At 64.0% G+C, this 25,481-nt stretch carries 28 protein-coding genes; 14 read left to right on the top strand and 14 right to left on the bottom strand.

Annotated features, from left to right (window positions below):
- Positions 1-78: 78 nt before the first annotated feature.
- The 3 genes from rsmA to JQ628_RS12845 all read left to right on the top strand — a co-directional run bounded on the left by rsmA (position 79) and on the right by JQ628_RS12845 (position 3,195).
- Positions 79-945, top strand: a complete 867-nt coding sequence (gene rsmA, locus JQ628_RS12855) for a 16S rRNA (adenine(1518)-N(6)/adenine(1519)-N(6))-dimethyltransferase RsmA (protein WP_212222932.1) — start codon at positions 79-81, stop codon at positions 943-945.
- Between the two features lie 12 nt (positions 946-957).
- Positions 958-2,016 carry an alcohol dehydrogenase gene (locus JQ628_RS12850; RefSeq protein WP_212222931.1) on the top strand — a complete coding sequence of 353 codons (1,059 nt, stop codon included), beginning with the start codon at positions 958-960 and terminating at the stop codon, positions 2,014-2,016.
- Between the two features lie 147 nt (positions 2,017-2,163).
- Positions 2,164-3,195, top strand: coding sequence for a hypothetical protein (locus JQ628_RS12845; RefSeq protein WP_212222930.1), 1,032 nt, complete (start codon positions 2,164-2,166; stop codon positions 3,193-3,195).
- Positions 3,196-3,321: 126 nt separating this feature from the next.
- On the opposite strand, the gene gmk is transcribed toward JQ628_RS12845, so the two are convergent.
- The 7 genes from gmk to fabD all read right to left on the bottom strand — a co-directional run bounded on the left by gmk (position 3,322) and on the right by fabD (position 10,265).
- Positions 3,322-3,975, bottom strand: coding sequence for a guanylate kinase (gene gmk, locus JQ628_RS12840; RefSeq protein ID WP_212222929.1), 654 nt, complete (start codon positions 3,973-3,975; stop codon positions 3,322-3,324).
- 3 nt (positions 3,976-3,978) lie between these two features.
- Positions 3,979-4,866, bottom strand: coding sequence for a YicC/YloC family endoribonuclease (locus JQ628_RS12835; protein ID WP_212222928.1), 888 nt, complete (start codon positions 4,864-4,866; stop codon positions 3,979-3,981).
- A 265-nt stretch (positions 4,867-5,131) separates the two neighbouring features.
- Positions 5,132-6,418, bottom strand: coding sequence for an endolytic transglycosylase MltG (gene mltG / locus JQ628_RS12830; RefSeq protein ID WP_212222927.1), 1,287 nt, complete (start codon positions 6,416-6,418; stop codon positions 5,132-5,134).
- Between the two features lie 222 nt (positions 6,419-6,640).
- A complete protein-coding gene (fabF, locus tag JQ628_RS12825) occupies positions 6,641-7,906 on the bottom strand; it encodes a beta-ketoacyl-ACP synthase II (protein WP_212222926.1) in 1,266 nt (421 codons plus the stop codon).
- A 96-nt stretch (positions 7,907-8,002) separates the two neighbouring features.
- The gene (locus tag JQ628_RS12820; protein WP_006610957.1) at positions 8,003-8,242 is read right to left on the bottom strand and encodes an acyl carrier protein; all 240 of its coding nucleotides are present in this window, start codon (positions 8,240-8,242) and stop codon (positions 8,003-8,005) included.
- 312 nt (positions 8,243-8,554) lie between these two features.
- Complete coding sequence (fabG, locus tag JQ628_RS12815; RefSeq protein ID WP_212222925.1) at positions 8,555-9,292, bottom strand: 3-oxoacyl-[acyl-carrier-protein] reductase; 738 nt, start codon at positions 9,290-9,292, stop codon at positions 8,555-8,557.
- A gap of 13 nt (positions 9,293-9,305) precedes the next feature.
- Complete coding sequence (fabD, locus tag JQ628_RS12810; protein WP_212222924.1) at positions 9,306-10,265, bottom strand: ACP S-malonyltransferase; 960 nt, start codon at positions 10,263-10,265, stop codon at positions 9,306-9,308.
- Positions 10,266-10,721: 456 nt separating this feature from the next.
- On the opposite strand from fabD, the gene rpsF reads away from it, so the two are divergent.
- From rpsF to rplI, 4 genes are all read left to right on the top strand, one after another.
- Positions 10,722-11,195 carry a 30S ribosomal protein S6 gene (gene rpsF, locus JQ628_RS12805; RefSeq protein WP_212222923.1) on the top strand — a complete coding sequence of 158 codons (474 nt, stop codon included), beginning with the start codon at positions 10,722-10,724 and terminating at the stop codon, positions 11,193-11,195.
- A gap of 5 nt (positions 11,196-11,200) precedes the next feature.
- Positions 11,201-11,440 (top strand): 30S ribosomal protein S18, encoded by a 240-nt coding sequence (gene rpsR / locus JQ628_RS12800; protein ID WP_212222922.1) that lies wholly within the window; start codon positions 11,201-11,203, stop codon positions 11,438-11,440.
- A 117-nt stretch (positions 11,441-11,557) separates the two neighbouring features.
- Positions 11,558-12,529: a DUF2232 domain-containing protein gene (locus tag JQ628_RS12795; RefSeq protein ID WP_212222921.1), complete on the top strand. Its 972-nt coding sequence runs from the start codon at positions 11,558-11,560 to the stop codon at positions 12,527-12,529.
- 57 nt (positions 12,530-12,586) lie between these two features.
- Complete coding sequence (gene rplI, locus JQ628_RS12790) at positions 12,587-13,189, top strand: 50S ribosomal protein L9 (RefSeq protein ID WP_212222920.1); 603 nt, start codon at positions 12,587-12,589, stop codon at positions 13,187-13,189.
- A 24-nt stretch (positions 13,190-13,213) separates the two neighbouring features.
- Here rplI and JQ628_RS12785 read toward each other — a convergent pair whose 3' ends face one another.
- The 3 genes from JQ628_RS12785 to JQ628_RS12775 all read right to left on the bottom strand — a co-directional run bounded on the left by JQ628_RS12785 (position 13,214) and on the right by JQ628_RS12775 (position 15,273).
- The gene (locus JQ628_RS12785) at positions 13,214-13,678 is read right to left on the bottom strand and encodes a PaaI family thioesterase (protein WP_212222919.1); all 465 of its coding nucleotides are present in this window, start codon (positions 13,676-13,678) and stop codon (positions 13,214-13,216) included.
- Positions 13,668-14,270, bottom strand: coding sequence for a TetR/AcrR family transcriptional regulator (locus JQ628_RS12780; protein WP_212222918.1), 603 nt, complete (start codon positions 14,268-14,270; stop codon positions 13,668-13,670). The genes JQ628_RS12785 and JQ628_RS12780 overlap by 11 nt, the downstream gene beginning before the upstream one ends.
- Before the next feature lie 91 nt (positions 14,271-14,361).
- Positions 14,362-15,273 (bottom strand): hypothetical protein, encoded by a 912-nt coding sequence (locus JQ628_RS12775; protein WP_212222917.1) that lies wholly within the window; start codon positions 15,271-15,273, stop codon positions 14,362-14,364.
- 270 nt (positions 15,274-15,543) lie between these two features.
- On the opposite strand from JQ628_RS12775, the gene JQ628_RS12770 reads away from it, so the two are divergent.
- Positions 15,544-16,794 carry an SAM-dependent methyltransferase gene (locus tag JQ628_RS12770; RefSeq protein ID WP_212222916.1) on the top strand — a complete coding sequence of 417 codons (1,251 nt, stop codon included), beginning with the start codon at positions 15,544-15,546 and terminating at the stop codon, positions 16,792-16,794.
- Positions 16,795-16,812: 18 nt separating this feature from the next.
- On the opposite strand, the gene JQ628_RS12765 is transcribed toward JQ628_RS12770, so the two are convergent.
- Complete coding sequence (locus JQ628_RS12765) at positions 16,813-17,013, bottom strand: transcriptional regulator (protein WP_212222915.1); 201 nt, start codon at positions 17,011-17,013, stop codon at positions 16,813-16,815.
- A 142-nt stretch (positions 17,014-17,155) separates the two neighbouring features.
- On the opposite strand from JQ628_RS12765, the gene JQ628_RS34715 reads away from it, so the two are divergent.
- The 4 genes from JQ628_RS34715 (at position 17,156) to JQ628_RS12750 (ending at position 21,213) form a co-directional block, all read left to right on the top strand.
- On the top strand, positions 17,156-17,278 hold the full coding sequence (locus JQ628_RS34715) for a hypothetical protein (protein ID WP_283815790.1): 123 nt from the start codon (positions 17,156-17,158) through the stop codon (positions 17,276-17,278).
- A 294-nt stretch (positions 17,279-17,572) separates the two neighbouring features.
- Entirely contained in the window at positions 17,573-19,078 is a 1,506-nt protein-coding gene (locus tag JQ628_RS12760; RefSeq protein ID WP_212222914.1) for a replicative DNA helicase, read from the top strand.
- Between the two features lie 54 nt (positions 19,079-19,132).
- Entirely contained in the window at positions 19,133-20,428 is a 1,296-nt protein-coding gene (gene alr / locus JQ628_RS12755) for an alanine racemase (RefSeq protein WP_349628062.1), read from the top strand.
- Between the two features lie 14 nt (positions 20,429-20,442).
- Positions 20,443-21,213 (top strand): exodeoxyribonuclease III, encoded by a 771-nt coding sequence (locus JQ628_RS12750; protein WP_212222912.1) that lies wholly within the window; start codon positions 20,443-20,445, stop codon positions 21,211-21,213.
- A 4-nt stretch (positions 21,214-21,217) separates the two neighbouring features.
- Here the strand turns inward: JQ628_RS12750 and JQ628_RS12745 are convergent, their stop codons facing one another.
- On the bottom strand, positions 21,218-21,586 hold the full coding sequence (locus JQ628_RS12745) for a GFA family protein (protein ID WP_212222911.1): 369 nt from the start codon (positions 21,584-21,586) through the stop codon (positions 21,218-21,220).
- Positions 21,587-21,738: 152 nt separating this feature from the next.
- Here JQ628_RS12745 and JQ628_RS12740 point away from each other — a divergent pair, with 152 nt between their 5' ends.
- Positions 21,739-22,464: a sulfite exporter TauE/SafE family protein gene (locus tag JQ628_RS12740; protein ID WP_212222910.1), complete on the top strand. Its 726-nt coding sequence runs from the start codon at positions 21,739-21,741 to the stop codon at positions 22,462-22,464.
- An 82-nt stretch (positions 22,465-22,546) separates the two neighbouring features.
- Here the strand turns inward: JQ628_RS12740 and JQ628_RS12735 are convergent, their stop codons facing one another.
- On the bottom strand, positions 22,547-22,741 hold the full coding sequence (locus JQ628_RS12735) for a hypothetical protein (protein ID WP_212222909.1): 195 nt from the start codon (positions 22,739-22,741) through the stop codon (positions 22,547-22,549).
- Positions 22,742-23,131: 390 nt separating this feature from the next.
- Positions 23,132-23,827 (bottom strand): hypothetical protein, encoded by a 696-nt coding sequence (locus tag JQ628_RS12730; RefSeq protein ID WP_249127825.1) that lies wholly within the window; start codon positions 23,825-23,827, stop codon positions 23,132-23,134.
- Positions 23,828-23,988: 161 nt separating this feature from the next.
- Between JQ628_RS12730 and JQ628_RS12725 the strand changes: the two genes are divergently transcribed.
- Positions 23,989-25,392: an adenylate/guanylate cyclase domain-containing protein gene (locus tag JQ628_RS12725; RefSeq protein ID WP_212222908.1), complete on the top strand. Its 1,404-nt coding sequence runs from the start codon at positions 23,989-23,991 to the stop codon at positions 25,390-25,392.
- The last annotated feature ends 89 nt before the right edge of the window (positions 25,393-25,481 follow it).

Raw genomic sequence — 25,481 nt, 5'->3', positions numbered from 1 at the left:
TTTGAGCATGATCTCCGCGCAAACGCTTCGCGTTTGTCGCAGGGAAAACCGGTTCCCACTTTTCCGGATCATGCTCTGATGGCAGCGATCGACGACCTGCCGCCGCTGCGCGACGTCATCCGCGAACACGCTCTCTCGGCACGCAAATCACTCGGCCAGAATTTTTTGCTCGACCTCAACCTCACGGCTCGCATCGCCCGGGCTGCCGGGCCGCTGGAGGATTCGACCGTCATCGAGGTCGGTCCGGGCCCCGGCGGATTGACGCGCGCGCTGCTTGCGCTCGGCGCAAGGCGCGTGATCGCAGTGGAGCGCGATGAGCGCGCGCTGGCGCCGCTGGAGGACATCTCAAAACGCTATCCCGGCCGACTGGATATTGTTTGCGCCGACGCCCAGCGGTTCGATCCGCGCGAATTGCTCGCCGGCGAACGCGCCAAAATCGTCGCCAACCTGCCCTACAACATCGCGACGCAGCTTCTGATCGACTGGCTCACCGTCGAGCCCTGGCCGCCCTGGTATGACATGATGGTGCTGATGTTCCAGCGCGAGGTCGCCGAGCGGATCGTCGCGCGCGAGAACGACGAGGCCTATGGCCGGCTTGCCGTGCTTGCCAACTGGCGCGCGGAGACGAAAATCCTGTTCGACATCTCGCCGGCCGCCTTCGTGCCGCAACCCAAAGTCACGTCCTCGGTGGTGCGCCTGGTGCCGCGCGCAAAGCCGCAAGCCTGCGACCGCCGCGCGCTCGAGCAGGTTGCGGCCGCCGCCTTCGGCCAGCGCCGCAAGATGCTCAGGCAGAGCCTCAAATCGCTCTCCGTCGATCCGGAGAGGCTCGCCGCCGCTGCACATGTCGAGGTGACCCGCCGCGCCGAGACCATTCCGGTCTCCGGCTTTGTTGCCATGGCGCGTGAATTGGCGGATATACGGTCCGAAAAATCCAGCACTTCCTAGGGAGCAAACGCCATGGCGCAAATGCGTCGCCAGTCACTTGTCAAATTCGATGCGCCATTGTGCGAGACCATCGTCGACACGCCGAAGCCGCAGGGACGCGAGGTGCTGGTCCGCATCGAACGCTGCGGGCTCTGCCATTCCGACCTGCATATCCAGGACGGCTACGCCGATCTCGGCGGCGGCAAGAAGCTCGACACCACGCGCGGCATGACGCTGCCGTTCACGCTCGGCCACGAGATTGCAGGCGTGGTCGAGGAAGTCGGCCCCGACGCATCGAAAGACCTGATTGGCGCCAGGCGCGCAGTATTCCCTTGGATCGGCTGCGGACAATGCGGCTATTGCCAGAACGGCGATGAAAATCTCTGCGTCAAGCAGCGCTTCCTCGGCGTCTCTATCGACGGCGGCTTTGCCAGCCATGTGCTGGTGCCGGATGCAAAATATCTCCTTGAGTACGATCCGTTGCCGGTCAACGTCGCGGCGACGCTGATGTGCTCGGGCGTCACGGCCTATGGCGCGCTCAAGCGTCTGGTCGATCGCCCGCGGCAGCGCAACCTGCTGCTGATCGGGCTCGGCGGCGTCGGCATGATGGGTCTGTCATTCGCGCAGGCCATGTTCAAGCAGCCGATCACGGTTGCCGATCTGAATCCGGCCGCACGCGAAACCGCGCTGAAGAACGGTGCGGCCACGGCTTACGATCCGGCCGAGCCCGATATCGTCAAACGCATCCTCAAGGAAACCGAAGGCGGCTTTGACGAGATCGTTGATTTCGCGGGCAACGAGAAATCCATGGCATTTGCCGTCTCGGTTGTCGCCCGCGGCGGCAAGATCGTGGTCTCCGGCCTGATGGGCGGCAATTTCAGCCTGCCGATGGTGCAGTGGATCTACAAGCGGATGACCATCGAGGGTTTCATGGTCGGCACGCTTGCAGAAGGCAAGGAATTGATGGCGCTGGCACGCGCCGGCAAGATCAAGCCGACCCCGATGCGGGAAGAGCCGATGGCAGATGTGCAGAAGTGGATCGACGAGTTGCGCGCAGGACGCGTCGTCGGCCGCATCGTATTGAAAAACTAGGCAAAAACGCAGGCTTGCCGAGCGCGCTGTCGCAGCGGAAACACAGGCCTAAATTAAGCCTTAACGACTCCGGATTTGCGGCTCATTGCGACCCAGATTTTCCTTGAGAACTGGTGTCGCAATAGCGTCGCGTATCCGGAGACAGGTATGAAAAGTTTAGCTGCAAAATTCGTGTCGGCAATCTTTGCCACCGTTCTTGCAGGCAGTTCCGTCTACGCCGCGCCGGAAACCGAGGAAAAGGAAAAACCCGCGGACACTTGTCTGCTTGGTCCGAGCGCCTCCACGCCGCCCGGCGGCCATTGGTATTACCGCCGCGACAGCGCCAACAAGCGCAACTGCTGGTACCTCGGCGACGCCAAGGGAGAAGTAAAGGGAGAGGCAAAGGGAAAAGCTGCGCGCAAGCAAGCGGCTGAAGAGGAAGCCGCGGCTCCAGAAAAGCCTGTCGCGCCGCCGAAAAAGCCGACTGCGCAACGTTCGGTCACGGATGCGCGCGCCGAATGGTCATCGCAAACACCTGTCGAGCCGGAATCGAAGGCCGCCGCCACGCCATGGCCGACGGTAGCGCCAGCCGATGCGCAGCGCACTGAGGAACCGCGCAAGGTCGCCACCACGCGCTGGCCCGAACCGGCAGCGGCGAGCCCGCCCGCGGCTGTAGCCGCGCCGATCCCGCCTGCGCAGACTCAGCCGCAAGTCGCTCAGAGCCAACCGCAGATCGCGCAGGCTCAGACTCAAACGCAGGCAACCCCTGTCGCGCCGCCGCGGCCGGCCGTTCCGCCTCCCGCGGCCAAACCGACCGCTGCCAAGGCCAATGCGGTAGCCGACCAACCGATGTCGCTGCCGATGCTGCTGACGGTGCTGGTCGCCGGACTGTCGGTAATCGGCGTGCTCGTCAGTGCGATGTTCGGGCGGAAAAAATCCCGGCCGACACGATTGTCGCGCAGCGCGCCAATGCCGTCATTGGAAGAAGTCCAGGAAAATCCGCGGCCGCAACCACAGCAACCGCGTCCGGAACCGGCGCGCTCCGAACAGCCTCGTCCCGAACAGGCTCGTCCCGAACGGGCACCACCCGAACAGCCTCGTCCCGAACAGCCTGATCCCGCGCAAGCGCGCACGCCAGACGATCCGACTGAGCGGTTGAAGGAAATGCTCGCGGAAATACAGCGCCGCGCAGCGGCCTGAGCTAAAGCCCCGTCCGATGGATTCGGATCGGGGCTCTATCTCTTTATCTTGACGGGTTTTCTTCACGCGAACCGGTACCCACCCCGCATCAAGTGCGGGGCAGGCTTTCGCTCGAAAACGCTTTAGCTATTTTTCGAGCTGCCGCTGTAGCTTGCGGACGAATTCGGTGAGGCCGATGCGTCGCATGCGCTTCAGCCGCTCTGCCTTCAGGATCGACTGCACCTCGGCAAATGCATCGTCGACATTCTGATTGACGACGATGTAGTCGTACTCGGCCCAATGGCTCATTTCATGGCTGGCGCGATCCATCCGGCCGCGGATCACTTCGTCCGAATCCTGCGCGCGGGTGTGCAACCGCCTTTCGAGATCGGCGGCGGACGGCGGCAGGATGAAGACGCTGACGACATCAGTGCCGGCCTTTTCGCGTAGCTGCTGCGTGCCCTGCCAGTCGATGTCGAACAGCACATCGCGTCCCTCGGCGAGAGCTTTCTCGACCGGCAGGCGCGGCGTACCGTAGCTCTTGCCGAACACCGGGGCCCATTCGAGCAGGTCGCCTTTGGCGACCATCTCGTCGAAGCGCTTCTGATCGACGAAATAGTAGTCCTTGCCCTCGACTTCGCCGGGCCGCATCGGCCGGGTCGTCGCCGACACCGACATCTGTAGGTCCGGCACCCTTTCCATCAGCATGCGCGACAGCGTGGTCTTGCCGGCGCCGGACGGCGACGACAGCACGAACATCAGCCCGCGCCGTTCAACTCCGTCCTGGCCGCTAGCCGCCATGCCTCACTCCAGATTCTGGACCTGCTCGCGGAACTGTTCGACGACGTTCTTCATCTCGAGTCCGGTATTGGTCAATTCGATGTCGTTCGATTTGGAGCAGCAGGTGTTGACCTCGCGATTGAATTCCTGCGCCAGGAAATCGAGCCGGCGGCCGACCGCCCCGCCCTTGCCCAGCATTTCGCGCGCCTGCGCGATGTGCGAGGCGATGCGGTCGAGCTCTTCGCGGATATCGGCCTTGGTGGCGATCAACAGCGCCTCCTGGGTCAGGCGATCGGGATCGAAACGGTCCGACGTCTCGAGCAGCGCTGCGATCTGCTCGGCAAGGCGGGCCCTGATCGCCTCGGGCTTGCGGCCCGGCGCGGCTTCGGCCTTCTTGGCGAGGCTTTCGATCTCGTCCATCCGCTGCATCAGGATCTGGCCGAGCGCCGTGCCTTCGCGCCGGCGCATCTCGACCAGATTGGTCAGCGCCTGCTCGAAGGCAACCGCCGCGGCCGCCTTTGCGGCCTTGTCCTCTTCCTCGTTGCTTTCGGGCTCGACGACTTCGATCACGCCCTTGATGCCGAGCAGGCCGTCGATGCTCGGTGCAACCGCGTCGATTCTCGCAGCGAGCGTGCCGGCAACTTTCAAGATCGAGGCCAGCACATCCTCGTTGATGCGCACGGTCGAGACAGCGTCCGCGCGCTTGACGGTGAGGTTGGCGTAGACGGTGCCGCGCGACAGCAATTCGCCCGCGCGCTTCTTGGCGACGGATTCCAGTTCGTCCCAGCCCGGCGGCAGCCGCAACCGCAGGTCATAGCCCTTGGCATTGACCGACTTCAGCTCCCACTCGAACGTATAAGGACCGCTGGCGCCCTGGCTTCGGGCAAAACCGGTCATGCTCGACAGCGCCATCGCCAACTTTCCTGAAATACCGTGTAAAGAGACTCAAAGATGGAACGCGCGCGACCATAAGACGATTTCACGCAAAGGGGAAATTCGCTGGCCGGGGACGCGAACCGGCGGCGCTAGAGCAGGATGACTTTTCTTCGAATCGTCATCCCGCTCTATCTTTTTGTTTGAGCATGATCTCCGCGCAAACGCTTTGCGTTTGTCGCAGGGAAAACCGGTACCCACCCGTCGGGTCGGAGCCCGAGGGCATGCTTTTCCGCATCATGCTCTAGCGCTGCACCACCGGTGGCGTCGTGGTGGATTGCGCTGCGCCCTGACGAGCCGGAGCCTGCGCGGGTGCGGCAGGCTGTCGAGCGGGCCGCTTCTGTGCGGCCGGCGGCTTCGCCGTCGCGGTGGGGTTGGGGTCCGCCGGCGCCGCAGCGGGAGCAGCCGCGGCCGGCGGCGGCTCTTCAGCCGGCTCGACCGTGTCATTCTGGATCTGCTTCTCCATCGCGCGCAGCCTTGCAACGCCCTTTTGGTGCGCGTCGTAGGTTTCCGCGAACGTATGCCCACCAGTGCCGTCGGCGACAAAGAACAGGTCGCGCGTGCGGGCCGGATTGGCCGCGGCTTCCAGCGAGGCGCGGCCGGGGTTGGCGATCGGTCCCGGCGGCAGGCCGTCGATCACATAGGTGTTGTACGGCGAAGGCTGGGTGATCTCCGAGCGCTTGATCGGCCGGCCCAGCGTGCCCTTGCCGCCGACCAGGCCATAGATGATGGTCGGATCGGACTGTAGCTTCATCTTCTGCCGCAGGCGGTTGGTGAATACAGCAGCGACGCGGCTGCGCTCGTCGGCCCTGCCGGTTTCCTTCTCGATGACGGAAGCCAGCACCACCAATTGCTCCGGCGACTTGACGGGCACGTCCGGATTGCGCCGCTCCCAGATTTCCGCCAGCACGCGCTTCTGCGTCTGCTGCATACGCTGGATCACCTGCTCGCGCGGCGTGCCGCGCGGGAATTTGTAGGTCTCCGGCAACAGCGTGCCCTCGCGCGGCACCTCGCGAACGCTGCCCGCGAAGATATTGTTCTCGGACAGGCGCGCCACAATCTGCTCGGACGTCAGGCCTTCGGGAATGGTGATGGAATGCTGCACCACCTTGCCCTCGACGATGACGCCGATGACGTCGCGCAGGCTCGCGTTCTTCTGGAAGGCGTATTCGCCCGGCTTGAGATCAGACTTCGCCTTCAGCGCCAGCGCGGCACCTGTGAACAGCCAGGGATTGACATCGATCACTCCCTCGCGCTGTAGCGTCTCGGCAATTTCCCGCGTTCCGGAGCGCGCGGGGATGTTGACGATCTTGTCCTCGGCCAGCGGCCCCGGCGATTCCAGCATCTTCTTGCCGTAGACATAGACGCCGCCGGCGCCGATCATCAGGATCAGGATGATGGTGATGACGGCATTGCCGAACACCACCAGCGGGCTGCGGGCGCGCTCGGAGCGTTTGGGCGGCGGCGGCACCTGCTCGGGCTCGAGCGCGGCGCGCGGGCTGCGGGGCGAAATGGGCGGCCTCTCACTCATGCAACCTGAATCCTGCCGGTTCAATCATGGCCTGACAAATCAAATGTCTTGCCAATAGCATACGCCCGCAATTAGCACTCGCCGCCGAATAAGGCGAAACAGTGAAGTTATTCTAGAGCCTTTTCCGTTCCGATTGAATCGGAACGGGGCTCCAGCTTTTGTTTTGGCGCGTTTTCTTCACGCAACCGGGATCCACTTCGCTTGAAACGCTCTAACCACGCATCAATTGATCACGCGCTGAATGACGACGGATGCGTTGGTGCCTCCGAAACCAAATGAATTCGACAGCGCCACATTGATCTCGCGCTTACGCGCTGCATGCGGCACGAGATCGATTGCCGTCTCCACCGACGGATGGTCGAGATTGATCGTCGGCGGGGCGATGTTATCGCGAATCGCCAAAATGCTGAAGATCGCCTCGATCGCGCCGGCGGCGCCGAGCAGATGTCCGGTCGAGGATTTGGTCGACGACATCGACACCTTCGAGGCGGCATTACCGAGCAGCCGCTCGACCGCACCAAGCTCGATCTCGTCGCCGACCGGCGTCGAGGTGCCGTGCGCGTTGATATAGTCGATATCGGCAGAGGTGATTCCGGCGCGCTTCATTGCGGCCGACATGCTGCGGAATCCGCCGTCGCCATCCGGCGTCGGCGAGGTGATGTGGTAGGCATCGCCCGACAGGCCGTAGCCGGTGATTTCGGCATAGATCTTCGCGCCGCGGCGTTTGGCGTGCTCGTATTCCTCGAGCACCACGATGCCGGCACCCTCGCCCATCACGAAGCCGTCGCGATCCTTGTCATACGGACGCGAGGCCTTTTGCGGCGTCTCGTTGAAGCCGGTCGAGAGCGCGCGCGCCGCACAGAAGCCGGCCATCGCCAGCCGGCAGATCGGCGATTCGGTTCCGCCCGCGACCATCACGTCGGCATCGCCGAGCGAAATCAGCCGGCTAGCATCGCCGATCGCATGCGCGCCGGTCGAGCACGCCGTTACGACGGAATGGTTCGGCCCTTTCAGTCCATGCTCGATCGAGACATAGCCGGAGGCGAGATTGATCAGGCGGCCCGGAATGAAGAACGGCGACACCTTTCGCGGGCCGCGCTCCTTGAGCAGGATCGCCGTGTCGGCGATGCCGGACAGCCCGCCGATGCCGGAGCCGATCAGGGTGCCGGTGGCGCAGCGCTCGTCTTCCGTCTGTGGATGCCAGTTCGCATCGTCGAGCGCCTGCTTGGCTGCGCACATCGCGAAGATGATGAAATCGTCGACCTTGCGCTGGTCCTTCGGCTCCATCCACTGGTCGGGATTGAAGGTGCCGTCCGAGCCGTCCCCGCGGGGAATCATGCAGGCGACCTGGCTGGCGAGGTCGCCGACCTCGAACACGTCGATCTTCTTCGCACCGCTCTGGCCGGCCAGGATACGCGTCCAGGTCGGCTCCACCCCGCAGCCGAGCGGGGTGACCATACCGAGCCCCGTGACGACTACCCGTCTCATATTCAAACTCCAGGCCCGAAATTGCCGGCCGATAGCAAGAAACCGGGGGATCGCTTCAACGCGATCCGTCCGGCTTCGTCAGCGCACGCGAGGGCTTCAGCTCTTCGCGTTCTTTTCCAGAAATTTCGTCGCGTCGCCGACCGTCAAAATCGTCTCGGCCGCATCATCGGGAATTTCACAACCGAATTCTTCTTCAAACGCCATCACGAGCTCGACGGTGTCGAGGCTGTCGGCGCCGAGGTCATCAATGAAGCTCGCGTTGTCGACCACTTTTTCGGGTTCAACACCAAGGTGTTCGACCACGATCTTCTTAACCCGCTCGCCAATCTCACTCATCGTTCAACCTCGTGCTTGTTCCATTGTCTCGACCCCAAAGCGACACTCACAGACGATTACGAGCCATCGTGGTCGTTAAGCTTCCTTCGCAATCGCAGTGATTCGGGTCCAGTCGGATGTCCCCATCAGACCCCGGCCCCGGCGAACGTCGGCAGGCTCCGCCCCGCCAATATACAGGGTTTCAAATTCCTGCAAGGCGTTCTTTGCCCATCCGATGGGGGGTTCGGTTATCATACTTCCCCGACCTTGACCATAAGTCCAACCGGTGGCTGGAAGCCGCCTTCAGCCGCCCGGGTTGCGCCGATAACAGGCTCAAAACATGGCCATTCCACCGTTGACGTGCAACGTCTGTCCGGTGACGTAGGCGGCCTCGTTGGAGCTGAGATAAACCGCCGCAGCGGCGATGTCTTCCGGCGTCCCCAGCCGCGCCGCAGGAACCTTCGACAGGATCGTTTCGCGCTGCTTGTCATTGAGCGCATCGGTCATCGGCGTCTTGATGAATCCTGGTGCGATGCAATTGGCTGTCACATTGCGCCGCGCATATTCGGCGCCCAGCGTCTTGATCAGGCCGATGATGCCCGCCTTCGACGCCGTGTAGTTGGCCTGGCCCGGATTGCCGGTGACGCCGACGATGGAGGTGATCGCGATGATGCGGCCGAACCGCTTGCGCATCATCAGCTTGGTGGCGGCGCGCGCCAGACGGAAGGTCGCACTCAGATTGACCGCGATGACATTGTCCCAGTCCTCATCGCGCAGTTGCACAAAGAGGTTGTCGCGGGTGATGCCGGCATTGGCGACGAGGATGTCGACCGAGCCCATGGCGCCGTCGGCCGCAGGCACCAGCGCCTCGACGTCGGCGCTGTCGGAGAGATTGCAAGGCAGCACATGCACCCGCTCGCCCAGCTTGGCGGCCAGCTCATCCAGCACTTCGCGGCGCGTGCCCGAGAGCGCAACGGTTGCTCCTTGCGCGTGCAGCGCCTGCGCGATCGCCCCGCCGATGCCGCCGGTCGCACCGGTGACGAGCGCCGTCCTGCCAGTCAGATCGAACATCAAGAAATCTCCTTCAAGCCGAATGCACCGCGGCCAATGCGTCCTTTGCGGCGGCAACGTCATTCGGCCCACCGACCGATATGCCGACGGCGCCATCGGCAATGCGTTTGACCAGCCCGCTCAACACCTTGCCCGCGCCGATTTCGAAAAACCGCGTCACGCCCTTGCCGGCCATATAGGCCACCGACTCGCGCCAGCGCACGGTGCCGGTGACTTGTTCGATCAGCCGGCGGCGAATCTCGTCGGGATCGGTGATGGGCGCCGCCAGCACGTTGCACACCAGCGGCGCGGCGGGAGCCTTGATGGTGACGCCCGAAAGCGCCTGCGCCATCGCGTCCGCCGCGGGTTGCATCAACGCGCAGTGGAAGGGCGCGGACACCGGCAGCAGCATCGCGCGCTTTGCGCCCTTGTTCTTTGCGATCTCTACCGCACGATCGACGGCCGCCTTGTCGCCGGAGACAACCACCTGCCCGCCGCCATTGTCGTTGGCGGCCTGGCAGACCTGCCCTTGCGCCGCTTCGCTCGCCACCGCAACCGCCGCCTCATAATCGAGGCCGAGCAGCGCCGCCATCGCGCCTACACCGACCGGAACCGCCTTTTGCATCGCCAGCCCGCGCGTCCGCAGCAGCCGTGCCGTATCGCTGATGCTCAGGCTGCCGGCGGCCGCAAGCGCGGAGTATTCCCCGAGCGAGTGGCCGGCCACGAAGGCGGCGTCCCTGCCGACCGAGAATCCGGCCTCGGTCTCCAGCACGCGCAGGGTGGCGATGGATACGGCCATCAGGGCCGGCTGGGCGTTTTCCGTGAGTTGCAGGGTTTCCGCCGGCCCGTCCCAGATGGTCGCCGTCAGCTTCTCGGAAAGCGCCGCATCGACCTCATCGAACACCGCTTTGGCCGCCGGAAAAGCCTCCGCCAGTGCCTTGCCCATGCCGACGGCCTGCGAACCCTGCCCCGGAAAAGTAAATGCTGCCGTCATCGGCGCTCCCTGAAACGTTCCAATCCCCACGCATGATCCGCCAAAGCGCGTGCGGATTTGGCGATAAGATCATGCGCTGCTTCAATAATTTAGAGCGCGATCGGACGCAAAACCGGTTCCCGCTTTTGCTGATCGCGCTCTAGATTTCCGGCCGAAAGACACTGCGGCGGGTCAATATGTCAAGCCAAAGCCGGTTCCGAGCGGCAAATCGGCAATTTGGGCCGGCTTTGGCTTGCCATGCCGGCCAAAATCCTTATAACGCGCCCATCCGTGGGCCCCGGCCGGGAGCTGAACGGACGGTCTCAGCAATCTCTCCTTTTGGCGATTTTGATGTGGCAGGGCCAGTCGGTCCGTCGTCCCGTGTTCCCGCCTTCTGAGCTTATCTTCCGAGTCCTTTCCGAAGGCCTCGAAGGGCTTGCCGCCGAGGCGCCGCGCCAACTTTAGGAAAGGACACCCATGCCTCTTTACGAGCATGTTTTTCTCGCGCGTCAGGATGCGAGCACCCAGCAGGTCGAAGAACTGACCTCCCAGATGACCGGCATCGTCGAACAGGCGGGCGGCAAGGTCACCAAGACCGAGAACTGGGGCGTGCGCTCCCTCACCTACCGCATGAACAAGAACCGCAAGGCGCACTTCGTGCTGCTCAATATCGACGCGCCGTCTGCGGCGATCGCCGAGATCGAGCGCCAGGAGCGCATCAGCGAAGACGTCATCCGCTATCTCAGCGTCCGCGTCGAGGAGCACGAGGAAGGCCCGTCCGCGATGATGCGCAAGGCCGATCGCGACCGCGAGCGTGACGACCGCGGCGGTGGTTTTGGCGGCCGTGATGGCGGCGGCTTCCGCGGTGACCGTGAAGGTGGCGGCTTCCGTGGTGACCGCGGCCCGCGCCGTCCTCGTGACGATGCCGAAACCACGACGGAAGAGGAGTAAGAATCATGGCTGATGCTGGAGCACGCCGTCCGTTTTTCCGCCGCCGCAAGACCTGCCCGTTCACGGGTCCGAATGCGCCGAAGATCGACTTCAAGGATTCCAAGCTGCTGATGCGTTACGTCTCCGAGCGCGGCAAGATCGTGCCGAGCCGCATCACGGCCGTTTCGGCCAAGAAGCAGCGCGAACTCGCGCGCGCCATCAAACGCGCCCGTTTCCTCGGCCTCTTGCCGTACGTTATTCGCTAAACTCTTCCCCGCGGTGTGCGCGCCGCGGGGCTTGTTCATAAGGCTTCCGGGTCATCCGGTCGCCGATGGTTGGGGTTGAAGAAACCTCTAACCGCTCGAAAGGGGGCGGGACAGCTGATGATCGCGATCGTTGCCATCGCTATTGCCGCCGGCGCCGCGTCGGCATTGATGTTCGCCTCGATCATTTCGGGCGCGCTGATCTCGCTTGTGCTGTTCTATCTCGCGCCGCTGCCGCTGGTGGTGGCCGCGATCGGATGGGGACCGCTCAGCGCCGCCGTCGGCGGCATCGCCGCCACCATCGGGCTCGGTGCCCTGTTCGGCCTGCCCTATTGCATCGCCTATGCGATCACGGTCGCGCTGCCGGCATGGTGGCTCGGCCATCTCGCCATGCTGGGCCGGTCGATCGGCGACGCCAGCGCCGGTAACGGCGCCGCCCATACCGCCCCGACCATGGAATGGTATCCGACGGGCCGACTGCTGCTGTGGATGGTCGGTTTTGCCACGCTGACCACGGCCGCCGCCATGCTCACGCTCGGCGGCGACTCCGCCACCATCGTGGCGACCATGAAGCGCGGCCTGCTGCGCATTTTCGGACAGCGCGGAACGTCGCCCGCTGCGGACATCGATCGATGGGTCGACGCGCTGGTACTGATCGCCCCCTGCGCGGCCGCCATCGTCACCCTGCTGACCCTGACGCTCAATTTGTGGCTGGCCGCGACGATCACCGCCACATCGGGCCGGCTACAGCGCCCCTGGCCCGACATCAGAAGCACGGCCATGCCGCCGATGACGCTGGTCGGGCTCTGCGTCGTGCTCGCCTTCTGCTTCGTCGGCGGACTCCTCGCGATGTTCGCGCAGATCGCCGCAGCAGCCTTGTTGATGGCTTATGCGCTGACCGGCTTTGCCGTGCTGCACACACTGACGCTTTCGCTGCGCAGCCGGCCGCTCTGGCTGGGCTGCACTTACGCTGTCGTCATCATCTTCGCCTGGCCCGCGCTTGCACTGATTGTGCTTGGGCTGGCCGACGCCGTTTTCGGACTGCGCGAACGGTACCTGCGGACGAGGCCGCCGCCGGTACCGACGACCTGAAGACCTCTTTGCCTAACTGAACTCAACCCGATCCGTATCATTTGAAGGAGAAACAACATGGAAGTCATTCTGCTGGAACGCGTGGCCAAGCTTGGCCAGATGGGAGAAGTCGTCAAAGTGCGCGATGGCTTTGCCCGCAATTTCCTCCTCAAGCGCGGCAAGGCGCTGCGCGCCACCGCCGATAACCGCGCCAAGTACGACGGCATGAAGGCCGAGCTCGAGGCCAACAACATCAAGGCGAAGGGCGAAGCCGCCAAGGTCGCGGAAAAGATCGACGGCAAGGATATCGTCGTCATCCGCCAGGCGGCCGAATCCGGCCAGTTGTTCGGCTCGGTCTCGGTGCGCGACATCGTCGACGCATTGGCGGCCGACGGCATCACCGTCAGCCGGCCGCAGGTCTGGCTGGATTCGCCGATCAAGGTGATCGGCCAGCAGAAGGTGACGATTGCGGTTCATCCCGAGGTCGAGACCAGCATCACCGTGACGGTCGCCCGCAGCGCGGATGAAGCCGAACGCATCAAGCGCGGCGAGGATATCTCGACCCGCCAGGAAGATCAGGACGCTGCCGCCGAAGCGATCGCGGCTGCCGGCGAGTTCTTCGATCCGGAAGCCCAGCACGACGAGGTCGCGCCGGCGCCTGCGGCCGAGACCGAGAAGTAAGCGACGCCATCCAGGCCCGGCCGATCAGGCCGGGCTTGGCATTCTTGCCGCCGCCTTTTCGTCCAGCATGGCGATCGACGCCAATGCGGTGGCGGTGTGCTTTTCGACGCCGTCGATCACGCAAAATACATCCGCGGCCACCACGGCGACCTGACGCCCCGGCTTGATCACCCGCGCGCGGCAGATCAGCCGCTCGCCCGACGCCGGCGATAGCAGGTTGAGTTTGTATTCCGCCGTCAGCGCGGGCTGACCCCGCGAGGTCGCCGCCGCGATCGTCGTGGCGTTATCGACCAGGAATGCGGTGACCCCGCCGTGAAACAGGCCATGCTGTTGTAGCAGCTCCGGCCGGCGATCGACCTCGATCGTACAGGCGCCGCGCGAGAGCTCCGACAGTTCTGCGCCGACATGCCCCATGAATCCCTGCCGCCCGACATTGTCGCGGATGCGCTTTTCGATCGGCGCGAAGTCCGGATCGTGCTCAAGACTCATGGCGTTGCTCCATTGTCGGTCCGGCCAGCGCGCGGATGGCGCAGGCGATCAGGATATCGGCCTGCTCGCGCGGATCGGAGCGGTCGCGCCCGGAAAGCCAGGCGCGGCAAAACACCTGCGCAGGCCCGATGATCTGGCTGAAGAACAGCGTCGGCGTCATCGGCAGCAATGCGCCGCGCGCAACCAGCGGCGCACGCCAGCGCTCCACGCCTTGCGCAAGACGCGAATTCTCCGCGCGCTGGGCGCTGCGGACTTCTTCCGTCCACTCCGCGCGGGATATTTCGAACAGAAAGCGTGCTTCGCGCCTGAAGTTCACGACCCAGTCGAGATGGGCGCGGACGAGTTGCGCGATGCCGTCGCGGGCGCTGGCCGCGGGATCGAGCGCCGTCAGCATGGCCGCGTGATAGCGCTGCAGAATTTCCAGGAACAGGGTGCCGGCGAGCTCTTTCTTCGAGCCGAAGAAATGGAAAAAGCTGCCGTTGGAGGCGCGCGCCCGGGTGCGGATAGCCGCAACGGTCGCGCCCTCAAAGCCGTCGCGGTCGAACACGGCAAGGCCCGCGGCCAGCAAATCTTCCCGGGCTGTCGTGGCCATCGAAACCGCTCCGAACTCCGCTGGACCATCACTCTAGAGTAATGCTCTAGAAGCGGTCAAGCGCCGACGGTGGCAATAGTCACCTGAAACGCTATTGAGAGATCGGCACCGCCGGCGGTCCGGCCGGAGGCACCGGCGGCAACGCAGGCGCGGCCGCCACGGCAGGCGGCGGGGGCTGAGGCGCCGGTACGGGCGGCGCCGGCGGCGCTGCTGCGGCTTCGGGCGGCGCGCTGGAAACCGGGCTGGAGCTTGGCGCAGCAGCGGTAGCGGCCGGGGCCGGCGTCACCGCCGGAACGGGATCCGGCCGTGTCGCGGGCGGCTCGCTGACCGATTCCTTTGGCGCGTCGACCTTCGCAGTCTCGCTCTTGCTGTCGGGCTTGCTATCGGGCTTGGCGCTGTCGTCGTCCTTGGCGGTTTCGGCCTTCGGCGCTTCTGCCGGCGGCTCGGTCTTTGCCGGCTCCTCGACCTTTGGTGCCTCTTCAGGCCTGCCCTTCTTGCCCTTCTGCTTGAGCCCCTGCTTGGCGTCGATCGCCGCATGCGCCGGGCCATGGTCGGGCCGCATCACGTCAGGCACTTCGCCGGGTCGCGGCAAGCGCTGCCTCGGATCGGGTTGTCTTGGCTCAGCCTGTCTTTGGTCGGGCTGCTGGGCCGACGGCCGCGGCGCGGCCTCCTGTTTTGCCTCCCTGGCGCCGTCCTTCTGCTTGGGTTGATCCTTCGCCTGGAAGCGCTGATCGGCGGCACCGTTGGAGATCAGGAAGGAGGCCAGCACGTTGGCCATGTCGCTGCTGGTGGTGTAGTGCTGCCGCAGAAAGCCCGACAGCGACGAAGACGGCACGGTCTTGAGCAGGCCGCGCGGGCTCTTGTGGCAGACATTGCAGGTGCTCGAGAAAATCTGCGAGGGCGTCTTGCCGGCTTCGAGGTTCTCCACCGCGTGCACCGCCACCGCCGTCAGACAGCCGATTACGAGCGTCACCGTCGCAAGATTGAGCGCCCGGCTCAACATTCGCTTCCTTCTCCGTCAACGGGAATCGCACCCGGTCGCAAATCCGACATCGGCCGACCTGGGCGGCGGCGGTCACCTTTTAGCCGATTATGGCGCGAATGGAAGCGGACTTATGACACGGCGAAGTGAAGTGGATATTTCCGAATATCGGCTTTGACCCCAACGCATTAGCCAAGGCGGCTGACCGTGATTATCATTCATGCAGGCGCATTGGAACCGTCATGACGGACGGGTGTTGCCTGTGACGCCGGTCGCTTCATTGGTGCTTCGATGGACCGCTTGTTGCGTTATCTGCTGGGTCGTTACATCCGCCGCGGCACGATGAGCTTCACGACGGCGAGCGGGGCCACCTTTACCTGCGGCGACGGAGCCGGCAAGCCGGTGGCGGCCCGGTTTGTCACCTCAGCGGCCGAACGGCGCATCATCCTCAATCCAGAACTTGCGCTTGGCGAAGCCTATATGGACGGCACTTTCGTGGTCGAAAACGGCTCGATCGCGGACGCTCTGGCCATTCTGATGGACCAGCCGCAGGTCCTGCCCGGCTGGGCGCGGCCGCAATGGTGGCTGCGCTATCTCGGCCGCCATCTCCAGCAGTTCAACTTCCGTGGCAAGGCGAGGGCCAACGTCGCCCATCATTATGACCTCGACGGCCGCCTGTACTCGCTCTTTCTGGACGCGGACAAGCAATATAGCTGCGCCTATTTCGACACGCCCTCGGCCACGCTCGACGATGCCCAGCTCGCCAAGAAGCGGCATCTGGCGGCAAAGCTCCTGATCCGGCCTAAACACCGCGTGCTAGATATCGGCTCCGGCTGGGGCGGGCTTGGCCTCTATCTTGCCGAGATGGCAGACGCCGACGTCACCGGCGTCACCCTGTCGTCTGAGCAATTGCAGGTGTCGAACGCGCGCGCTGCGGAGAAGAACCTGTCGCGGTCGGCAAGATTCCTGCTCCAGGATTACCGCGACGTCGAGGGCCCGTTCGACCGCATCGTGTCGGTCGGCATGTTCGAGCATGTCGGAGTCGATTTCTACGAGCGCTTCTTCAAGCGCTGCGCCGAGTTGCTCACCGACGACGGCGTCATGGTGCTGCACTCGATCGCCCGCTCGACCGGCCCCGATGTGTCGAGCCCCTGGATCGCCAAATATATATTCCCGGGCGGCTATATCCCGGCGGTTTCTGAAGTCATTCCTACGATCGAGCGGGCTGGCCTTCTGGTCGACGACGTCGAAATCCTGCGGCTGCATTATGCGGAGACGCTGAAGGCCTGGCGCGAACGGTTCACGGCGCGGCGGGAGGAAGCGGTGCGGCTCTATGACGAGCGATTCGCGCGGATGTGGGAGTTTTACCTGGCCTGTTCGGAGATGGCGTTCCGAAAGCAGAACCTGATGAACTTCCAGATCCAGCTCACCAAGCGCCAGGGCGTGGTGCCGATGACGCGCGACTATATCGGCGATGAGGAAGCAAGGCTGCGCGGGCGGGAACGGAACGCACGGCCGCGGCTACAGATCGCCGGCGAATAGGTGCGAAAATTCCGCGACTTAGTTCCGCAGACTGAACGGAGATGTGAAGCGCACCGAAGCCGGCAGGGCCAGTTGCGCCCGAAACCGTGCCAGCGCGACGCCATCACAGGGGCTTGACCGCAACTCCGGACGGGAGGCCTGCTCCATGGCATCGATCAGCATCGACAGCCAGAGCCGTTCGCCGCTTCCCGCATTCCAGGCCTGAATTGACTGGCCCATGGTTGCTTCCCTGTTCCGTCGCGCGCCCGATGATCAACCAAGGCGCCGCCAAACCGTTCCCCCGACCCTATCTCCGAAGAAATACGGATCGGTGTGACCTGCTTCACAGAGGGATTGCGAAGGCGGGCGTACACCTTCCGGCATGGCCCACAACACCTACGATCCCGTGTCCGATCCGCAGCGCGAACTCTCTACCGATTACGCCTTGATCGCTCTCGGCGTTGGTGCTGCCTTGATCGCGCTGATCTACCTGATCGTGACCTGATCAGGCGCGAATCGACAGGCACCCCACCACCTGAGTGGGTATGGCCAGGGGGCGATAAGGTTCAGTCTGCCCCAAAAATTTCAGCCCTCCTCAAACCGCCTGCCCGCCGCCGGATTTTCGTCAAAACCCGTCAAGCATCGCGCGCCGCGCCCGGCGGATTCATCCACAATTGTGATGAGCGGTTGATAGCAGGCAGCTTTTGCTTCCGCTTTGCATCCGGAGGGCGCTTTATCGCCGCCCCGCGTTCCCAAAAAACCAAAGTACGACCGCAATCAAACGCACTATCAAGAAGCCATGGCCCTGACTGATTCGAATGTCCTCAAGCTCGCCCCCGATGCCGGAACCCCGGCCTACCGGAGCGCACCGCACAATATCGAAGCGGAACAGAGCCTCCTGGGCGCGATTCTGGTCAATAACGACGCCTTCTACCGGGTCTCGGATTTTCTGGAGCCGAAGCATTATTTCGAGCCGCTGCATCAGACCATCTACGAGACCGCCGGCAGCCTGATCCGGATGGGCAAGGTGGCGACACCGGTGACGCTCAAGACGTTTTTGCCGGCCGACGCCGATATCGGCGGCATGACGGTCGGCCAGTACCTCGCCCGCCTCGCCGCCGAAGCCACCACCATCATCAACGCCCAGGACTACGGGCGGACGATCTACGACCTGTCGCTGCGCCGCGACCTGATCGGGATCGGCGAGGAGATGGTCAACGTCGCCTATGACGCGCCGGTCGATTTCGCTCCCCGCGCCCAGATCGAGGACGCCGAGCGCCGGCTTTATGAACTGGCCGAATCCGGCCGCTACGACGGCGGTTTCCAGAAATTCTCGCAGGCGCTCACGGTCGCCGTCGACATGGCCGCCAAGGCGTTCCAGCGCGACGGAAAGCTGTCGGGCATCGCCACGGGCCTGCGCGACCTCGACGCCAAGATGGGCGGTTTGCAGCCGAGCGACCTCATCATCGTCGCCGGCCGCCCCGGCATGGGCAAGACGTCGCTGGCCACCAACATCGCCTACAATATCGCGCGCGCCTACCAGGGCGAAGTGCAGGCCGACGGCACCACCAAGGCCATCAATGGCGGCGTGGTCGGGTTCTTCTCCTGCGAAATGTCGGCCGAACAGCTCGCCACCCGTATCATCGCCGAGCGCACCGGCATTCCCTCCAGCTCGATCCGTCGCGGCGGCATTTCCGAGGCCGATTTCGAGAAGATCCGCGACTACTCGATCGAATTGCAGTCCCTGCCCTTCTTTGTCGACGAAACCGGCGGTCTCTCGATTGCCCAGTTGATGGCGCGCGCCCGCCGGCTGAAGCGGCAAAAGGGCCTCGACCTGATCGTGATCGACTACATCCAGTTGCTGTCGGGGTCGGGCAAGCGCAGCAGCGACAGCCGCGTGCAGGAAATCACCGAAATCACCACCAGCCTGAAGGCGCTGGCCAAGGAGCTCAACGTTCCCATCATCGCCCTGTCGCAACTCTCGCGTCAGGTCGAAAGCCGCGACGACAAGCGCCCACAGCTCTCGGACCTGCGTGAGTCCGGCTCGATCGAGCAGGACGCCGACGTCGTGATGTTCGTGTTCCGCGAAGAATACTATCTCGCCATGAAGGAACCGAGGCCGGGCACCGAGGAACACTCCAAGTGGCAGGGCGACATGGAGCGGGCTCTTGGCCGCGCCGAAGTCATCATCGGCAAGCAGCGTCACGGTCCGACCGGCACGGTCGAACTGCACTTCGACGCCTCGGTCACGCGGTTCGGCGATCTCGCACATGGCCAGATGGCCGAGCGCGCGCCGGAGTACTGAGACGCTGTGCGCGGTTGAACCTGTACCGCCGTCCACGTAAAATGTGGCATGAACATCGCGTCTGACCCGAAGTCGCTGCCCAAAACCTCGATCCTGTCGCCTGACGCCAATCAGGCGGCGGCGCTTGCCAATTACACCGGCGTGATGACCGTCGACCTCGACGCCATCGTCGCCAACTGGCGCAAGCTGGAAAAGACCGGGGTTCCCGCCGAATGTGCCGGCGTGGTCAAGGCCAATGCCTATGGCTGCGGCGCTCCCGAGGTGGCACGCGCGCTGTCCAACGCCGGCTGCAAGACCTTCTTTGTCGCAACGCTGGATGAGGCCAAGGCGGTTCGATCAGCGGTTCCCGCGTCGGCCGCGATCTACGTGCTCAGCGGCTTCTTTCAGAACACCGGCGAAGCCTACGCCAAGAGCGATTGCCGCCCCGTGATCGGCGACCTCAACGAACTGGCCGAATGGGACGTGTTCTGTCGCCGCTCGGGGTGGAACGGCGGCGCGGCCATCCACATCGATACCGGCATGAACCGGCTCGGCCTGACGATCGCGGATGCGCATGGAATCATCCCCCGCATCAATGCCGGCGACCACGGCATCACGCTGCTGATGAGCCACCTCGTCTCCGCCGAGCAGCTCAACAATCCCGTCAACGCGAGGCAGCTCACCGCCTTCCGCGAGATCGCCAGCGAATTTTCCGGCGTGCCCGCGTCCCTTTCCAATTCCTCCGGCGTGTTCCTGGGGCCGCAATTCCAGTTCGACATGGTGCGGCCCGGTGCCGCCCTCTACGGCGTCAATCCGACGCCGGAAGCCGACAATCCGATGCAGCCGGTGGTCGAGGTGAAGGCGCGCATCGTGCAGATCCGCAGCATCGAGCGCGGCGACACCGTCGGCTATGGCGGCACCTGGACCGCCCGGCGGCCGACGCGCCTGGCGATCGTCGCCGCCGGCTATGCCGACGGCTATTTCCGCGCCGCCAGCGCCAATGACGGCACCCGCGGCGCCGAAGTCGTGGTCGCCGGCAAGCGCTGCCCGATCGCCGGCCGCATCTCGATGGACCTGATGGCGGTTGATATCACCGACCTCGAGAAGAACGCGGTGCGCCGCGGCCACATGGCGACGCTGCTCGGCGAAGGCATCACAGTCGACGAGCTTGCGCATCACTTTGGCACTATCGGCTATGAGGTGCTGACCAGCCTCGGCTCGCGCTACGCGCGGATTTATAAAGGCGGCGAAGCCAAGGCCGAGCCACCGCCGATCGCCGCGGAAGCCCCGGCAGCCGTCGAGCCGGCGCCGCCGGCCGCAGCGGCCCCTCCACCCTTGCCACCGGAAGCAGCCCCGGCCGCGAAGAGCTAAGGCCTTCGACCGGCATGAAGGTCGCGACCTTCAACATCAACAACATCAATCGGCGGCTGCCGAACCTGTTGCGCTGGCTGAAGGCGGCAAAACCCGACGCGGTGGCGTTGCAGGAATTGAAGGCCAGCGACGCCGAGTTTCCGATCGCCGCGATCGAAAAGGCCGGTTACGGCGCGGTGTGGCGCGGGCAAAAGACCTGGAACGGCGTGGCGATCCTCGCGCGCAAGGCCGAGCCGGTGCTGATCCGCGACCGCCTGCCCGGCGATGCCGCCGATCACGAAGCGCGCTATATCGAAACCGCAGTCAACGGCGTGATCGTCACCAGCATCTATCTGCCGAACGGCAATCCGCAGCCGGGACCGAAATTCGATTATAAGCTCGACTGGCTCAAGCGGCTGCGTACTCACGCCGCAAAACTTTTGAAGCAGGATGTCCCCGTGGTGCTGGCCGGCGACTACAACGTCGCGCCGACCGAGATCGATATCTATCCGACCAGGTCGTGGGACAAGGATGCGCTGATCCAGCCCAAGAGCCGCGCAGCGTTTAGATCGCTGGTCGCGCAAGGCTGGACCGATGCCATCCGCGAACTGCATCCGGAAGAGCGCATCTACTCGTTCTGGGACTACAAGCGAAACCGCTGGCCGCGCGACGCGGGACTGCGGCTCGATCATCTCCTGCTCAGCCCGGCGATTGCCCCGCGCCTGCAAAAGGCCGGTATCGACAAAAGCATCCGCGCCGAGGAAGGCGCCAGCGACCACGCCCCGGCATGGGTGGTGTTGAAGTAGCGCTTCACCACAAATTCTTGCCGTCGATGACAGTCACCGGCACTGCGTCGAGATCGAAATCGTCGAACAGCCGCGCGTTGACGGCGATCTTGGGATTGTCGAAGTCGGGCTGCCCCGTCGACCAGTCCGGCGACTCGCCGAAGGTCCCGCAGCCGCAATTGGCGCAGAAATGATGCTTCACGGTGCGGGTCTGCCATTGGTAGGTCGCGACATTTTCCGGCGGCGACGTCAGGCGGAACTGCGCGGGCTTGTAGTAAGCCCACAGCCCGCCGCGCTTGGAGCAGAACGAACAGGTGCAGCGCGTGACATCCGACGGCGCCGCCTCCACCTCGAATTTCGTATTGCCGCAGTGGCAGCTTCCCTTGATCGTCACGCGCAACTCCTTCGTGTCTGGCTCGCCGAGCATTAGCGCGGCCCTGCTGACAGCATGATGTCAGCAGCGGTCATTGGTCTCGCGATCAGCGGCGCTTGCATCGCCTCAAGCCGAGGGGCCACACTGAACGACTATCCCCGAGTCGCGCGCCCATGGGCTTCCTCTTCGTCCTCATTGTCGGCCTTCTCGCCGGCACCATCTCCGGCATCGTCGGCACCGGCTCGTCGATCATGCTGATGCCGGTCCTGGTCTATCAATACGGCCCGAAGGAGGCCGTGCCGATCATGGCGGTCGCCGCCGTGATGGCGAACCTGTCGCGCATCCTCGCCTGGTGGCGCGAAGTCGATTGGCGCGCCTGCGCCGCCTACTCTATTCCTGGAATCCCCGCCGCCGCGCTCGGCGCGCGCACCCTGCTGGCGCTGCCCTCGCATGCCGTCGATATCGCGATCGGCCTGTTCCTGATCGCGATGGTGCCGGTGCGGCATTGGCTCGCCCGCCACGACCTGAAAGCCAATCTCTGGCACCTCGCAATCGGCGGCGCGCTGATCGGCTATCTCACCGGCATCGTGGTTTCGACCGGGCCGTTAAACGTGCCGCTGTTCCTGTTCTACGGCCTGACCAGGGGCGCGTTCCTCGCCACGGAAGCGGCAAGCTCGCTCGGGCTTTATGTGAGCAAATCGGTGACCTTCGAGCGCTTTGGCGCACTCACGCCAGACATCGCGATCAAGGGCCTGATCGCCGGCTCATCGCTGATGTTCGGCGCCTTCATCGCAAAGCGTTTTGTGCTGAAGCTCGAGCCGGACGTGTTTCGGCTCGTGATGGACGGCATCATGATTGCGGCGGGGGTCTCGCTGCTGTGGACGGCGATGACCTCGTAGAATCCGCCTATTCCAAAGCCGGTGTCGCAGAGAGAGGCCACCTGAGCAGCCTCCCTCCATACTTGACGATCATGCCGCCCCGTCACGGAGCCTTGTCCACGTTTGGATCGTTCTCGAACCAGCGTTGCGCGGCCTTGGCATTGGCGGCGCGGCGCTCGAGCCACCGGGCCACGAACAAATCGACCCACGCGGCGAAGCGCTGTTGAACTGCCGCCAGCACGAACCGCGCGTTCGGGTTCGGATAGAATGGTCTGTTGAAATCGTTGCGGGCGTACATCTTGCCCTCCTGCCGTTTCGGCGGAGGGAGCGGCCCTGCGCCGGAAGTTACACTCTTGCTTTGCGGATCAGCCCGACTTCGAGCTGAAAATTCGGACCCGACGCCCTCACGGACATGCACGACCAATCGGCCAGCCGAATAAGCGGCGGCCGGACGCGGTCGGCAGTCTCTGCGACGAGTGTGCGAGCGTTGCGCATCGTGGTCCTCAAGAGTGCGGGCAGTTTTACCCGCGATGAATGGGGGAATCTAAGCGCAGAGAACGTTCGGCGCGTCAAACTGTTTTGTTCACGTGCGCGAAATTTGCAATTTTCGAACGCTGCCGCGATCAGCCGCGTTCTAAAATTTCAGAGTCTGACGAAGAGCAATGCCCGGCGCGGGGCACAAGCGCGCTCACTCGGGGACGACGGCTTTCGCATTGCCCTTGGAAAAAGGCGCCGGCACGTCGAACTTGCCGGTCAGCAGGTCATATCTACAGCGCCAGCCGTTCACCACGCCGGTCTGCATGGGCTTGCGACCCCTGACGTCGGCATCGCCCGACAGGGCGATCACAAGATAGCGGTTCGCCGGCCAATCGACGCCGAGCCCGCGATAGCTCTCTTCAAGCCCTTTGAGCAGAAACGCCGAGTCGTGATATTCCGGCGCCTTCACGATCTTTCGCCAGTCGGGCCGGGTCTTCATGTAGTCCCACGCCAGATCGCCGAGCGGCTTCCCGCTCGCGGCGACGTAGCCTTGCGGCGTGAGGCGGTACAGATAGAGCGTCGAGGTGCCCGAGCCGATCTTCTGGACGCGAACGATCCATTTCAGATCGTTGGTGAAGATGAAGTCAGCGGGATAGCCGGCCGGCTCCTTATCAAGCAGCGTGAATACGTCTTGCCGGCGCGCCCAGAACAGCCATTTCCAGTCGTCGGTCTCCTGGTTCAAATATTGCTCGATCGCGACCGTGCCATCCGGCGTCGTTTTGGTGTGCTCCGGACTGATCTCGTAACCGGCGGGTGGACGCGGCGGTTGCGCGGCGGCCGCGTCCATGCAGCAGATGCCGATAGCGCAGACAAGGAGCAGTCCGACCAACGATGTTCTGACCGTCATTTTCCGGCTCCTTTGACCCAGTCACGCGATTAGTCGCGTGCGTTCCGATCCAGTTCATTGTGGGTGCTTTGGCGGCCTGATCTCGCGCCGTACTTGAGATATACCCGTACCTTCACGGCTCATCGGATGAGCCGGGCTTCCCGTGTGAAGGAGGGGTCGTCTTGAGCGTATTGGCTGAACCTGGCGCCTTGCCCGTTTTCGACGGTCGCACGAACGGGCGAGCCGACGTCCAGCAAGACGTCCAGAAATTTGCCGAGGCAGCGCTCGCGCAAAGCAAGCGCGAAGGCCTGTGGCTGGCCGTTCGCGCGCGCTGGGTCGCGCTTGCGGTAATCGCCGTGACGCTGCCGTTCATGAACCCACATTGGGATGTCCTCTATTACATCGCCTCGACCGGGCTCTTTGCAGCGATCGGCTGGGCTCAGCTCAAGGTCGGAAAAGCCGGCGTATCCCGGCCCGAGCTTTTCCTGATGTTTTGCGATCTGGCCTTGATGACCTTTATCGCCGTGGTGCCCAATCCCTGGGCTCCCGGAGACTGGCCGATCGGAATGCAATTCCGCTTCAACACATTCATCTACTTCTTCGTGCTGCTGGGCACTGCGACGCTCGCCTATTCCTGGCGCACGGTGATCGCGATGGGCACGTGGGTCGCGGGCCTGTGGGCCTTCGGCGTCGGCTGGGCCTGGTTTCATGCCGACAGCTACGCCGCGCTGGCCGAACGGGTGCATGCTGCCGTCGGCTCCGATGCCAGAATGTTCGCGCTGATCGACCCCACCGCGATCAATATCCCGGCGCGATTTCAGGAGGTCCTCGTCTTCGTCATCGTCGCGGTGACGCTTGCGGTCGCGGTGCGCCGCTCCAACGCGCTGCTGGTCAGCCACGCCGGCATCGAACGCGAGCGCTCCAATCTGGCGCGCTACTTCTCCCCCAACGTCGTCGAGCAACTCTCAAAGAACGACGAGCCGCTCAAGCAGGTCCGCACCGAGAGCGTAGCGGTGCTGTTCGTCGACATCGTCGGCTTCACCGCCTATGCCGACGGCCGCAGCCCGACTGAGGTGATCAGGACGCTGCGGTCGTTCCACGAACGAATGGAGCGCGAGATCTTCCGGCATGGCGGCACGCTCGACAAATATCTCGGCGACGGACTGATGGCGACGTTCGGCACGCCCTTCCCCAGCCATTCCGACGCCGGCAATGCGTTGCGCTGCGCGCAAGCCATGCTCGGTGCGATCGACGAATTGAACCGCGAGCGCAAGCCGCGCGGCGAGCCGCCGATCCGGATCGGCCTCGGCTTGCATTACGGCGAGGTCGTGCTCGGCGATATCGGCCAGAACCGGCTGGAATTCGCCGTGATCGGCACCACGGTCAACGCGGCAAGCCGCCTCGAAGCGCTGACCCGCGAATTCGGATGCGCCATGATTGCCAGCGATGACCTCGTGCGTCAGGCGCGCGCGGAAACCGGAAGCTCCGATGGCGATTTCGCCTGCCTGGTCGCGCAGCCGCCGCAGGCTATCCGCGGGCTGGAGCAGCCGCTCGGCATATGGACGCGCGCGGGCAACTCATTTTGACCGTCCGAGTAAGCGGTCGCGTCACTAGAAATCCTTTCGCAAGTTAGCAGGCTTGCTCGCGCACTGGATTCGTGGATAGTTGAAAACAC

The organism is Bradyrhizobium lablabi (assembly GCF_018129385.1).
Lineage (GTDB): Bacteria > Pseudomonadota > Alphaproteobacteria > Rhizobiales > Xanthobacteraceae > Bradyrhizobium > Bradyrhizobium lablabi_C.
This window is presented reverse-complemented; position numbering and strand designations above follow the sequence as displayed.

Bases quoted from the DNA above. Each gene is read 5' to 3' on its own strand.
- JQ628_RS12730 (WP_249127825.1), bottom strand. From the start codon at position 23,827: ATGACGGTCAGAACATCGTTGGTCGGACTGCTCCTTGTCTGCGCTATC.
- gmk (WP_212222929.1), bottom strand. From the start codon at position 3,975: ATGGCGGCTAGCGGCCAGGACGGAGTTGAACGGCGCGGGCTGATGTTC.
- JQ628_RS12780 (WP_212222918.1), bottom strand. From the start codon at position 14,270: ATGGCCACGACAGCCCGGGAAGATTTGCTGGCCGCGGGCCTTGCCGTG.
- rpsF (WP_212222923.1), top strand. From the start codon at position 10,722: ATGCCTCTTTACGAGCATGTTTTTCTCGCGCGTCAGGATGCGAGCACC.
- rpsR (WP_212222922.1), top strand. From the start codon at position 11,201: ATGGCTGATGCTGGAGCACGCCGTCCGTTTTTCCGCCGCCGCAAGACC.
- fabG (WP_212222925.1), bottom strand. From the start codon at position 9,292: ATGTTCGATCTGACTGGCAGGACGGCGCTCGTCACCGGTGCGACCGGC.
- JQ628_RS12845 (WP_212222930.1), top strand. From the start codon at position 2,164: ATGAAAAGTTTAGCTGCAAAATTCGTGTCGGCAATCTTTGCCACCGTT.
- JQ628_RS34715 (WP_283815790.1), top strand. From the start codon at position 17,156: ATGGCCCACAACACCTACGATCCCGTGTCCGATCCGCAGCGCGAACTC.
- JQ628_RS12760 (WP_212222914.1), top strand. From the start codon at position 17,573: ATGGCCCTGACTGATTCGAATGTCCTCAAGCTCGCCCCCGATGCCGGA.
- JQ628_RS12740 (WP_212222910.1), top strand. From the start codon at position 21,739: ATGGGCTTCCTCTTCGTCCTCATTGTCGGCCTTCTCGCCGGCACCATC.
- JQ628_RS12835 (WP_212222928.1), bottom strand. From the start codon at position 4,866: ATGGCGCTGTCGAGCATGACCGGTTTTGCCCGAAGCCAGGGCGCCAGC.
- rsmA (WP_212222932.1), top strand. From the start codon at position 79: ATGGCAGCGATCGACGACCTGCCGCCGCTGCGCGACGTCATCCGCGAA.
- mltG (WP_212222927.1), bottom strand. From the start codon at position 6,418: ATGAGTGAGAGGCCGCCCATTTCGCCCCGCAGCCCGCGCGCCGCGCTC.
- fabF (WP_212222926.1), bottom strand. From the start codon at position 7,906: ATGAGACGGGTAGTCGTCACGGGGCTCGGTATGGTCACCCCGCTCGGC.
- JQ628_RS12850 (WP_212222931.1), top strand. From the start codon at position 958: ATGGCGCAAATGCGTCGCCAGTCACTTGTCAAATTCGATGCGCCATTG.
- JQ628_RS12770 (WP_212222916.1), top strand. From the start codon at position 15,544: ATGGACCGCTTGTTGCGTTATCTGCTGGGTCGTTACATCCGCCGCGGC.
- rplI (WP_212222920.1), top strand. From the start codon at position 12,587: ATGGAAGTCATTCTGCTGGAACGCGTGGCCAAGCTTGGCCAGATGGGA.
- JQ628_RS12735 (WP_212222909.1), bottom strand. From the start codon at position 22,741: ATGTACGCCCGCAACGATTTCAACAGACCATTCTATCCGAACCCGAAC.
- JQ628_RS12820 (WP_006610957.1), bottom strand. From the start codon at position 8,242: ATGAGTGAGATTGGCGAGCGGGTTAAGAAGATCGTGGTCGAACACCTT.
- JQ628_RS12775 (WP_212222917.1), bottom strand. From the start codon at position 15,273: ATGTTGAGCCGGGCGCTCAATCTTGCGACGGTGACGCTCGTAATCGGC.
- fabD (WP_212222924.1), bottom strand. From the start codon at position 10,265: ATGACGGCAGCATTTACTTTTCCGGGGCAGGGTTCGCAGGCCGTCGGC.
- JQ628_RS12785 (WP_212222919.1), bottom strand. From the start codon at position 13,678: ATGAGTCTTGAGCACGATCCGGACTTCGCGCCGATCGAAAAGCGCATC.
- JQ628_RS12765 (WP_212222915.1), bottom strand. From the start codon at position 17,013: ATGGGCCAGTCAATTCAGGCCTGGAATGCGGGAAGCGGCGAACGGCTC.
- JQ628_RS12750 (WP_212222912.1), top strand. From the start codon at position 20,443: ATGAAGGTCGCGACCTTCAACATCAACAACATCAATCGGCGGCTGCCG.
- JQ628_RS12795 (WP_212222921.1), top strand. From the start codon at position 11,558: ATGATCGCGATCGTTGCCATCGCTATTGCCGCCGGCGCCGCGTCGGCA.